Annotated in this window: 8 protein-coding genes and 2 pseudogenes; 7 read left to right on the top strand and 3 right to left on the bottom strand. The window is 62.4% G+C overall.

The window, feature by feature from the left end:
- Positions 1-24 precede the first annotated feature (24 nt).
- Both LB557_RS30525 and LB557_RS30520 read left to right on the top strand, forming a co-directional pair.
- Positions 25-930 (top strand): LysR family transcriptional regulator, encoded by a 906-nt coding sequence (locus LB557_RS30525; RefSeq protein WP_224713148.1) that lies wholly within the window; start codon positions 25-27, stop codon positions 928-930.
- A gap of 120 nt (positions 931-1050) precedes the next feature.
- Positions 1051-1157: pseudogene (locus LB557_RS30520) on the top strand (nitrogen fixation protein NifQ); the annotation flags it as partial.
- 521 nt (positions 1158-1678) lie between these two features.
- Here LB557_RS30520 and LB557_RS30515 read toward each other — a convergent pair.
- A complete protein-coding gene (locus tag LB557_RS30515) occupies positions 1679-2905 on the bottom strand; it encodes an MFS transporter (protein WP_027033379.1) in 1227 nt (408 codons plus the stop codon).
- 56 nt (positions 2906-2961) lie between these two features.
- Positions 2962-3352, bottom strand: a pseudogene (locus LB557_RS30510) (RNA polymerase sigma-54 factor); the annotation flags it as partial.
- A gap of 1683 nt (positions 3353-5035) precedes the next feature.
- Here LB557_RS30510 and LB557_RS30505 point away from each other — a divergent pair.
- The 5 genes from LB557_RS30505 (at position 5036) to rlxS (ending at position 9168) form a co-directional block, all read left to right on the top strand.
- The gene (locus LB557_RS30505) at positions 5036-5359 is read left to right on the top strand and encodes a DUF736 domain-containing protein (protein WP_027033381.1); all 324 of its coding nucleotides are present in this window, start codon (positions 5036-5038) and stop codon (positions 5357-5359) included.
- 162 nt (positions 5360-5521) lie between these two features.
- On the top strand, positions 5522-5791 hold the full coding sequence (locus LB557_RS30500) for a helix-turn-helix transcriptional regulator (protein ID WP_006328932.1): 270 nt from the start codon (positions 5522-5524) through the stop codon (positions 5789-5791).
- Positions 5788-6336 (top strand): S26 family signal peptidase, encoded by a 549-nt coding sequence (locus LB557_RS30495; RefSeq protein ID WP_027033382.1) that lies wholly within the window; start codon positions 5788-5790, stop codon positions 6334-6336. Before LB557_RS30500 ends, LB557_RS30495 begins: the two co-directional genes overlap by 4 nt.
- Positions 6324-7007 carry a lytic transglycosylase domain-containing protein gene (locus LB557_RS30490; RefSeq protein ID WP_027033383.1) on the top strand — a complete coding sequence of 228 codons (684 nt, stop codon included), beginning with the start codon at positions 6324-6326 and terminating at the stop codon, positions 7005-7007. The genes LB557_RS30495 and LB557_RS30490 overlap by 13 nt, the downstream gene beginning before the upstream one ends.
- Before the next feature lie 190 nt (positions 7008-7197).
- On the top strand, positions 7198-9168 hold the full coding sequence (gene rlxS, locus LB557_RS30485; RefSeq protein WP_027033384.1) for a relaxase/mobilization nuclease RlxS: 1971 nt from the start codon (positions 7198-7200) through the stop codon (positions 9166-9168).
- Positions 9169-9217: 49 nt separating this feature from the next.
- On the opposite strand, the gene LB557_RS30480 is transcribed toward rlxS, so the two are convergent.
- Complete coding sequence (locus LB557_RS30480) at positions 9218-10675, bottom strand: E2 ligase fold family C protein (protein ID WP_224713147.1); 1458 nt, start codon at positions 10673-10675, stop codon at positions 9218-9220.
- Positions 10676-10718: the final 43 nt, after the last annotated feature.

The following is a 10718-nucleotide window of genomic DNA, read 5'->3' as shown; positions in this document are numbered from 1 at the left end:
CCACGCTATGGATAAGTGAAAGCCATGCGCTTCAAAGGCCTTGATCTGAATCTTCTCGTCGTGCTCGACGCACTGCTGACCGAGCGGACCCTCACGGCGGCGGCAAGCAGCATCAACCTTAGTCAGCCGGCCATGAGCGCGGCCGTCGCCCGGCTGCGCGACTATTTCAACGATGAACTGTTTACGACGAGCGGCCGCGAACGTGTTCTAACCCCGCGTGCGGAAACACTCGCCCCCGCAGTTCGCAGCGCACTCTTGCAAATCCAGTGCTCGATTATTTCTTGGGATCCGTTTAATCCGGCTCAATCCAATCGCCGCTTCAGGATCATTCTTTCCGATTTCGCCACACTCGTGTTTTTTGAAAAGGTCGTGGAGCGGGTTGCAAGCGAAGCACCCGCCGTCAGCTTCGAATTGCGGCCGCTCGACAACGACCCCGATGAGCTTCTCCGGCGCGGTGACGTCGATTTTGTGATTCTTCCGGAATTTTTCATGTCAAGTGCCCATCCAAGAGCGGCGCTGTTCGACGAGACATTCGTGTGCGTGGGCTGCCCCACGAACAAGCAGTTGCCACGTCAGCTTACATTCGAGAGATACGTGTCGATGAAACACATTGCGTTCAGGGTCGGCGGTGCCCAGATGCCATCCATCGAGGAACAGTTTTTGCTTGAGCATGGTCTCAAGAGACGTGTTGAGATCGTCGTACAGGCCTTTAGCATGATCCCGCCGATGGTCTCAGGCACAGCTCGGATAGCGACCATGCCCTTCCGGCTGGTTCAGCATTTCAAAAAAACCTTCCCCTTGCGGATCATCGAACTTCCGCGGCCACTTCCCACGTTCACCGAGGCCGTCCAATGGCCCACCCTCCACAACAGTGATCCGGCAAGCATCTGGATGCGGCAGATAATGTTGCAGGAGGCATCCCGCATGTGAAGTCGCGGGCACTCCTGGTCTCAGTCTCGATTTACTCAGCGCCTCATACGGGTGCGAACCGGCGTGCAAAATTGGGTCTGACGCACATTCGATGATTTTGCATGACGGCGTGCCACGTGTTTCCCCATGCTGGCAGCCGGCAACACCAAAAACATGAAGTGGAAGAAGTACTTTTACCGCAAGCTATGCGAGGCTGAAGGTTTTCGCCATGCGCCGCACCGAATTGCGGGGATACTGAGCGTGAGATAACTCGTCTCGTCGTCCTGCCGAATTCCGGTAAGCCGCCTTACCAAGGGCAGGCGGCGCATGAGGTTCCGCCGCTGGAAATCCGCCGCGCGGGGCTGTCGACGTTCAATCGCGGCTGGATCACAGTTGGTGAATACAACTACGATATCGCCGAACGATCCTCTATTTCGGGCCGAATCAGAAGCCGCGGGGCATGTTCGGCCCCGAGCTTCATGTAAGAGATCAGGCGCGCGATCCGCCCGATGCTCGCCGCAAGACAGAGCCGCATAGACCGCGTCGCCATGCCAGAGCGGTCGACGGACGAGGCGGTCCGGTTCGGTCCCGCACTCTTAGGTTCTCTCGTCGGCACCATCATTCGAAACGCCCCCGCCGGTCGAAATCGACCGGACAACAGCGTCCGATCACCCGGAGACGAGGCCTGCAACCGCCAAAAATCGTGCGTAGGATCGCACCGCGCGGCTGATGATTGCATCTTTCCCGCGCTGCACTGATGGCCTCTCTGTCAGGTGGTCTGAGGTTCGCGCTTCGGGCCGAGCAAGAACACTGTCAGGGCGCCGAGGAACGAGGCAACGGCGCTGTAGGCAAGGGAACTGGCGACGCCGGCATTGTCCATCAGTAGTCCGCCGAAAATCGCGCCCGCTGCGATGGCTACCTGGAACGTTGCGGCCATCAGCCCACCGGCGCTTTCGGCCTGCTCGGGAGCGGCGTGCAGCACCATCCATGTCTGCAGTCCCACCGGCACCGCGCCGAAGGCAAAGCCCCATACTGTAACCGCAATCGCCGTGGCCCAAGCCGATGCTCCCAGCGTCAGCAGCGAGACAGTGGCCATCGCTATGAGCAGGGGCGGCAGGGCCGCGGCTGCCTTGAGGCTGTGCTCGGCCAGGAATCCGCCGGCCAAATTGCCGAAGAAGCCGCCGATGCCAAAGACGAGCAACACCAGCGAGATCGTCTCGATATCAAGCGCGGGAAACTTCTCAAGGAAGGCGCGGATATAGGTGAAGCCGGCGAAGTGCCCGGAAGCGACCAGCAGGACGACCAACATCGCGACTTTGATCATCGGATTCTTGGCCACATCCAGCAGACTGCGGAAGCTGGCCACTCCAATCGGAGGCAGCCTCGGAATGGTTATGAGTTGCGCTACCAGCGTAACGGCGCCGACGACCGCAGCGATCATGAAGGCGGTTCGCCATCCCCAGATATCGCCGACATAGGCGCCGATTGGAGCCGCGCAAACGGTAGCGCAGGTAACGCCGGTGAGGATGATCGACATGGCGCGCCGCAGGAGGTGACTTGGAACGAGCCGCATCGCCAGCGCTGCCGAAATCGACCAGAACCCTCCGAGTGCTATGCCGAGCACGACGCGGGCGGCCAGGAGAACCGGCAGCGACCCCGCGACGGCCGATAGAACGTTCGACAGGATCAGCAGCAGCGTCATCGCCCATATGACGATCCTGCGGTCCAGGGGCCTTGTGATGACGGCCATCGTGGGCGCCGAGATCGCCCCCACGATGGCGGTCGTTGTCAGCGCCTGTCCAACTGCACCCTCGGTGATAGAGAGATCATGCGCGAGCGGCGTCAGCACGCTGGCAGGCAGAAACTCTGCCGTCACAAGCCCAAAGGTGCCTAAGGCAAGCGAAATGACTGCACCCCATGCGGGACCAGACCGTTGATCTGGCTGTTTTGGGTCATGCAGAACTCCGTCCATGAAGCCCGTAGCGGATTCGGTCATCAACAGGGTCTCCAGTTTGGATGTGCTGCAAACTCGGGTTGCTGCGTTGACCCGGATTAACGCCAGAAGCGCCATTCCCTGCGGCATTGCACGGACGAGGGGATGTTCATCGCTTCGCGATATTTTGTGACGGTGCGGCGCGCAAATCGATGGCCCTTTCCTTGGGCCGGACGACGATGTCGTCGTCGGAAAGCACGTCATCTTGCGATTCGTCGGCGATTGTCGCCTTGATCCGATGGCGGACAGCTTCGGGGGGGACCGCGCGTCGCCACCTTGGGAGGACGCGCTCGCGACGGTGAAAAAATACTTCAGTTCGAACACTTCGCGCGGGGTCTGCATGTATGTGTTCGACGTCACCCGGCTTACCGTCGCCTGATGCACTTTGATCGCGTCGACGACAGTCCTGGGCCCGGGAGGCCGCACTTGGTCGATGCCGTGTTCCAAAAAAGGCATCCTCCTGGCGGAGGCGGGTAAGCGACAATTGGGCGAGCGCCACGGCTCCGTCAGTCTCGAACCAGCCATAGCAAATCAGATACCGGAGGAGGGACGTCTGGAGGGGACGTTCGGCGCAAACGTGCACGGTCTCCTTGGGCGCTTGTATGGAACTTCGCGTTTTTGCCATGGTTCTGTTCATAGCTTTCTACGTGCTTTGGTGGGCTCTAACGGATAACAGCAAGCGCTATGCCATTTCACTTGGGGGCACCGAATCGGACTATCTTTTGCCGAAGCCCTGTCGGCTTGAGCAGGGGCGCCGTGCCTTGACCGAGACCGAGCGCGCCGCACAATCGCGTGGTCACCCGGACCGAGCAAAGGTGCTGTACTGTCGGAGTAGTCAGAACTTCCGCACCGGCAAGGGAAGGCGAAAACCGTTCCGGACGGGCCGAGCCGATGCATTGCCGCACGCCGGCATCGACCGCGTAAGGCTTTGTCTCTTGCGTGTAATTGCGTGCGCGGGCTGCGATCTGCGAAGACGCGGCCGTCGCGCCTACGATCGCGCTGTTGCTGCTCCCCCTGTCGAGGAAGGCCTTTGACACCTTCGAGCTCTTCAGCACGGCGCGCCGGTCTCCACGCCGTGAGGATCGAGTCCGGCTGGGCGTCACGGCGTTTGCATGATTGAGATTCCTTGATTTGCTCCCTCGTGCGCGCCTATCCGAAAACATTGTTGTGTCGCGAAGGCTGACAAGAATGTCGCAAGCGCGACCAAAAGATCGCCACGGCCCACAGGGGCAATTGCGACCAGTGGCCTTCTTCGGAAATCGGGGGAGCAATACCCTTTCCTCGTCGACTTCGGACGCGGGCTCAGCCGTGCCCGCCGCGCCGCTAGGAACGACCTAACCTTGGCGGATGGCGGCTGGCCGATCACCCGGGTATGTCCGCGTCGATAAAAGAAAAGCGTCTGGTCTCAGCCAGGCGGACCTCGCGAAGGCCATCGGTATCAATGTGGTCGAATTCCTCGATCACGCCGAGACGATCGGTTTCGCTCCAATGGAACCTGCTGGCGCGGATTCGACCAAGTTCCCAACCGAAAACACACGAAACGCGGCGGCTTCCGACCGCCGATCAATGGGCCAAGGCCCGGTCGCTGTTACCCTCGAATGAGTCCGCCATGCCGAGGCGGCTCGTCGATAGCCGCGGGTTGGCGCCTCTCCGGGGCGCGTTGGCTGCACGTTCCGCCCCTTGGACCCCGCTTCCGGCAACAACATCCGGCCGCCAAAGCTCGCCTTTGTCAGTGCTCGATTACCACGCCGAGATGCCTGCTGGGGCTCCGGTGCACGGGCACATTTATCGATCCGGCACGGTGTTGAGCGCGCGGAACCCGCCGCACGCGTTCCGATCGCTTGTTGTGCTCACCCGATCACGCGACCTGTCCCCACACGTCTTGAGGACTATTCCCCTGCGGCTGGCTCATTGACCTATGGGCGGTTCCAGCCCGCCCGAAACCCTCGCCACCAGCTTTTTTCCCCGCCGCATGACGCGGCTTCCTCGCGCCCGCTTCGCTTCAAAAAAGCTGCCCGCTCGGGTCCTTCGCTGCCGCTGCGGCCCTGCCGGGTTCGGGTGGTCCGGACGCGCCCATCACGGTCCGCCATCGCAGGGGAATGGTCCCCGGCGACAGCAAAAGGAGACAGGAAAATGACCGCGATCGGTTACGTCAACAAGCAGGAAAACGGCAGCTACAAAGGCCAGCTCAGGACACTCAGCGTCCGCGCCGACATCGACATCGTGCCCAATCGGAGCAAGTCCGCCGACAACCATCCCGACTTCCGGGTGCTGACGCAGGGCGTGGAGGTCGGCGCCGGCTGGGTCCGAACCGGGGAGACTTCCGGCAACGACTATGTGAGCTTGTCCATCGCCGCACCGGAGTTCGGTCCGCGCAAGCTCTACGCCAATCTCGGCCGCGCCGCCGGCCAAGACGATCAAGACACCTACGCCGTCATCTGGAACCCGGCCGACTGACCGGCCGGCTCAAGCCCTCGCGCCGCAACTCGGCGCGGGGGTTCCCGCCGACGCTCGCCCGAAGGGGCGGCGAAAACTCCCACCCGACTCTTCGCCCGTCCCCACGACGACCTCGTTCGCCGATCCTCGCGGTTGCTTGTCCGAAGCGAAACGAGGACCATCATGGACGACGAAAACGACCGCGCGGCCCGCGCCAAGAAGGGCAGTCCGTTTCTGAACACCGCGCAGGCTGCCTTCTATATCGGCCTGTCCCAGCGCACCCTGGAAAAGATGCGGCTGACCGGCGGCGGCCCGAAATACCGCAAGCATGGCCGCTATGTCCGCTACCACATCGACGAACTCGACGACTGGTCGAAAGGCCGCCCGCCAGAACCCGGCTCCGACGATGACAAGGGCGGGTCCGGCTCAGCCGACGAGGGAGCCCGCTCATGAGCCAGCGGCCTTCCATCCATCTGATCGGCAGCCGTTTGCGGCGCGTTCGGGCGCGCAAGGCAATCGCCATCGCCGCGATTGGCCTGAGCCTGACAGGCTTCACGGCGCTCCCAAAGCCGTCTCCCTTGCTGGTCTGGAACGCCTCGGCTAGCGCGCCGGTCGGTCTCTATCGCGTTGGGTCTGGCACGCCTGCGCGCGGCGATCTTGTGCTCGCCCGCCCGCCTGGCTTCGTTGCCTATCTCGCCGACCAACGCGGTTATCTGCCTCGCAATACACCGCTGGTGAAGCGTCTCGCCGCGCTGCCGGACGAGCATGTCTGCGCCTTTAGTAATGCCATCATCATAGGCGGCGAGATCGTCGCCCGTCGGCTCAAAATCGACACGCAAGGCCGTCCGCTGCCCTGGTGGAACGGCTGCCGAGCGCTCGCCCATGACGAGGTTTTCCTGCTCGGCAACGAAAAAAATCACTCCTTCGACAGTCGCTATTTCGGGCCGGTGCCGGCCGAAAACATCATCGGGAGGCTGGTGCCGCTATGGACCGAGTGACCCTCCTGATGCTCGGCATGATCGCCGTCGCGCCATGCGCCTGTTCCGCCTCGACCGGCGCTGAGCCAGCCGTCATCTCCCAAAGTCCGCAGCTGCAACGATGGCAGCACTTCGTATCGGAAGCAAGCGCACGCTTCCACATTCCCCAGGCCTGGATTTGCGCCGTCATCGATGCCGAAAGCCGCGGCAAGACCGTCCTCGATGGCCGTCCCATCACCTCCCGCGCCGGCGCCATGGGTCTTATGCAGGTGATGCCCGGCACCTATCAGGAGATGCGCGTCGAGCACGGTCTGGGAGCCGACCCGCACGATCCGCGCGACAACATCTTGGCCGGAACCGCCTATCTCAGCGCCATGTATAAGCGTTTCGGATTCCCCGGCCTGTTTGCCGCCTACAACGCTGGACCCGAGCGCTATGAAGGCCATTTGAAGCTTCGAAGGCCGCTGCCGAAAGAGACCGTTGCCTATCTGAAACAGCTTGAGGCGACGGGGATTTCGGCGGCCGACATGAACGAATTCAAAGGCCAATCCACAACTTCAAAGGGGCGGAACGCTCCCTCCGGACGCTCTTTGTTCTTCCTTCGCGACGGTGTTCGCGCCGGTGAAACGAATGGCGGCCTTTTCGTGCCGCTCGGCAGGGATCTCGCGCGGCCAAAGAAGCACAATGGCTAGCGATGTTGAGGGCATCCGGGAGGGGCCAGGGACGCTTAAGGCGAGGGGCGCGTAAGGCAAGATAAAGGCACCGCCTCCATGAGGCGGCGAAGCCTTTGTCTGCACATCGTTTTTGCCGGAGGCTGCCGGCGGCGCCAGGAGGGTGGGCCAGCGAGACTCAGGTTTCGCTTGAATTTGCCCGGAGGCTGGTATGCAGGACGATGAGTTCAGGCCGAAGCTCGGCAAGATCGGCTCGCGCGGCTCGAAAGCAGGCAAGCGCTATGCCGGCCAGGTCAAGGCAGCGATCAACCGAGCCGGCGGCCGCCTCCAGCGCGGCGGTCGCTTCACGGGGAGCCGGACAGGCCGGGGCGGGGCGGCGGCCGCGCTGCTCAAGTCACGCGACCGGTATGCCGCCTTCCGGCAGCGGCGGGTGATGGTCAAGGCGCGGATTGTGAAGCTGGCCGGCAAGGGTTCGGACCGAGCGCGTGCGCATCTGCGCTACATCCAGCGCGATGGCGTCACCAGGGAAGGCGAACCCGGCAAACTCTATGGCCCCGGCAGTGATCGCATCGACAGTAAGGCCTTCGTCGATCGCGCGGATAGCGACCGGCATCAATTCCGCTTCATCGTCGCTCCCGAGGATGGTATCGACTATGACGACCTCAAGCCGCTCGCCCGCCGTCTCATGGCGCAGATGCAAGAGGACCTCGGTACGAAGCTCGACTGGGTTGCCGTCGACCATTTCAACACCGGCCATCCGCACACCCATATCATTGTCCGCGGCAAGGATGATCGCGGCGAAAACCTCGTCATCGCGCGGGAGTATATTTCGAGCGGCATTCGCGAGCGGGCGGCCGAACTGGTGAGCCTCGACCTCGGTCCCCGCACCGACCGCGAGATTGAACAGCGCTTGCGCCAGGAAATGGAGCAGGAACGCTTCACCAGCATCGACCGGCAGCTGCTGCGCATGCGCGATGAGGACCGACTTGTTTCTACGGACGGCCGCGACGCCTTTCGCCAGACGCTGCATCAAGGCCGTCTGCGCAAGCTCGAGCGGATGGGCTTAGCCGAGGAGGTCGACCCGGTCCGCTGGCGCCTGGATGATGAGCTGGAAGCCACGCTGCGCCGCACCGGCGAACGCGGCGACATCATCAAGACCATGCACCGCGAGCTGACTGGCAAGGGGCTCGCTCGCAGTGCCGCCGATTACCTTGTCCACGATCGACGTGAAGAGCCCTCCCCACCGGTCGTCGGCCGCCTCGCCGCGCGCGGGCTCGCCGACGAAATCAACGATCGGCATTACCTCATCGTCGACGGCGTTGACGGCAAAAGCCATTGGATAGACATCGGCAAAGGCGAGTTGACAGAACCGACGCCCGACGGCTGCATCGTGCGTGTCACGTCGAGGGATACCAAGCCCAGGCAAGTCGACCGTACAATCGCCGACATCGCTACCGCACACGGCGGCCGTTACAGCGTCGATATGCACCTCAAGCATGATGCGTTCGCCACCGAAAGCTTTGCCGAGACGCATATCCGCCGGCTGGAGGCGATCCGGCGCTCCACCGGCGGCGTGGAGCGCGAGCCGAATGGCACTTGGATCATCGCGCCGGATCATCTCGATCGTGTCGCGGAATACGAGCGCCTGCGGGCCAGGGTCGAGCCTGTGATAGTCGAGAAGCTCTCATCAATGCCGCTGGAACGCCAAGTCAGCTTCGAAGGCGCCACCTGGCTCGACCGGAACCTGGTTGCCGAGAGACCGGAGCCGTTGCGCAACTCAGGCTTCGGGCATGAGGTGCGGGAGGCGCATGCCCGTCGGCGGCAGTGGCTGATCGCGCAAGGCCTCGCGCACGAAGAACAGGACCGGGTCGTCTATCGTGCCAACATGATTTCGATCCTGCGCCAGCGCGAGCTGAACCGTGTCGCCGGCCAGCTGTCGGATCAGCTCGGTCTCTCGTATGCCGAAGCGCAGCCTGGAGAACGAATAGAAGGCACGCTGCGCCGATCGGTCGAGCTTGCCAGCGGCAAATATGCCGTGATCGAGAAGTCGCGCGAGTTCACGCTCGTGCCATGGAGGCCGGTGCTTGATCGGTACATCGGAAAGGAGGTTTCCGGTGTGGCGCGTGGGGAGGCTATCTCATGGACCCTCGGACGGCAGAGGAGCGGACATAGCGTTTCGTAGTGGCGCGCACATCGCCGCTCGGCGGCAACGGAGACATTCGCGCGTCTGCTTAGGCGGCGGAGACATCGCTTAGCTGTACGACGCTCTTGCCGTATTTGCGCCTGTAAGCGGCAATGAAATCGTCATCGCTACAGATGCAGCGGCCGCTGGAATCCTTGGCCTTCGGATCGTGCAAGTGGGAGCCAAGTGGGCGCAGAAGATTCACCCGAGTGCTCGTCGTTGGGCCCACGGGAAAACCCGCGCTATGTTTGACGAGCTCGGCGGCAAGCATAATCCCGGCAAGCGCTGACTGGAAGGCCATCGGAACCACGGTTCGAACGCGGCGACTTCCATCACTGAGCTGGAACACCAGACCGCCGCAGATAGCCTGCTGATAAAAGGAACGCAGGGGCTGGCCAACAAACGGGGCTAGCGGTTCAAACGGCACAGCCATCGCTGTAGCCACCCGAACTACAAAGTCGTTGGGAACTCCGGCATTGGTCTGCAGGAGCGTTTTCACCTGCTCGTGTGCTTCCGGTATTCCGAGTTCCTCGGCAATCAGCTGGTGCTCGTCCTTGGATTTCCCGGACGGCAGGTACATGCAACAAAGGCAAGCTTGGCCGTCATCGAACCCGTGCCGCGAGATGCCGAGGTCGTGCTCCTGCGTCCAGGCATTCGCGATCCATCGGGGCAGAGCACCTTGGACCGCCAGACGGTCGGCGGCGGTGTCAAGCGCCACACCCACTCGGTCGAAGACCCAGTCGCCGTGGCGCGCAACATATTCTGCCCACGTCAGCGGGTGCGCCTCGACCCCAAGGGCCGTCGATCTAAGGGCGGTGGCTGCAAGAACCGCCTTGGACATGCCAATCTCCGCCTGGCCGGCCAAGGCGTAGCGCTGCAGGTTTGAGAGTTCGATTGCTTCGTGATCGATTACATGCAGACGACCAGTGAGACCGGGTTGTCTCGCTAGCGCCCAAAGCGAGCCATGGCCTATCGCACCGAGCCCAACGAGGTGCGTTTCGCCAAGGTCGACAGGTATGTCGATCGGGCCTGCCTCGCCGGCTCTGGTCTTGTCGTAGCTGTATAACGAGAGGTCGATGGTTTCGTCTAACTCGGCGCCGGTCAGCTGGGCGGCGAAGATGGTTCGAAAGACGTTGGCGGCGCCGAAGCAACTGGCGGCGCCAGCTCCATAGGGCAGCAAACTCGAGCCGGAGCCCACCGGGTCCGTACGCGACAGCTTTGCCGCCCAACCGTCCGATCCCATGAAAAAGGTCGGGCACCGGAGTGGTGGGCGCGTCACCCCTGCAACTACGCAGATGGTGGCAGACTTGCCGGAACGCCGGATGCCAACTTTTGGATTTATCGACTTTGCCAAGCGCTCCAGCGCTTGGGCTTGAGAGCTTGCCGCGCTGCCCAGCGGGAGTATCGCCAGAACTGGATAGAGCCTGGCGAGCAACCTCACCGCAAGATCTAGTGTCGCCTGGCCTTCGGCGCAGGAAGCGGCTTGATCGTCAAAGGCGACGGCCACGACCTGCTTTTCAAGAGCTGCTTTAAAGTCCTCCAGATGAAAA

This window comes from Mesorhizobium sp. BR115XR7A (assembly GCF_020165315.1).
Taxonomy (GTDB): domain Bacteria; phylum Pseudomonadota; class Alphaproteobacteria; order Rhizobiales; family Rhizobiaceae; genus Mesorhizobium; species Mesorhizobium australicum.
Note: the sequence above shows the minus strand (reverse complement) of the source record. Positions and strands in the feature narration are given on the sequence as shown.

Bases quoted from the DNA above. Each gene is read 5' to 3' on its own strand.
- LB557_RS30515 (WP_027033379.1), bottom strand. From the start codon at position 2,905: ATGACCGAATCCGCTACGGGCTTCATGGACGGAGTTCTGCATGACCCA.
- LB557_RS30505 (WP_027033381.1), top strand. From the start codon at position 5,036: ATGACCGCGATCGGTTACGTCAACAAGCAGGAAAACGGCAGCTACAAA.
- LB557_RS30525 (WP_224713148.1), top strand. From the start codon at position 25: ATGCGCTTCAAAGGCCTTGATCTGAATCTTCTCGTCGTGCTCGACGCA.
- LB557_RS30490 (WP_027033383.1), top strand. From the start codon at position 6,324: ATGGACCGAGTGACCCTCCTGATGCTCGGCATGATCGCCGTCGCGCCA.
- LB557_RS30495 (WP_027033382.1), top strand. From the start codon at position 5,788: ATGAGCCAGCGGCCTTCCATCCATCTGATCGGCAGCCGTTTGCGGCGC.
- rlxS (WP_027033384.1), top strand. From the start codon at position 7,198: ATGCAGGACGATGAGTTCAGGCCGAAGCTCGGCAAGATCGGCTCGCGC.
- LB557_RS30500 (WP_006328932.1), top strand. From the start codon at position 5,522: ATGGACGACGAAAACGACCGCGCGGCCCGCGCCAAGAAGGGCAGTCCG.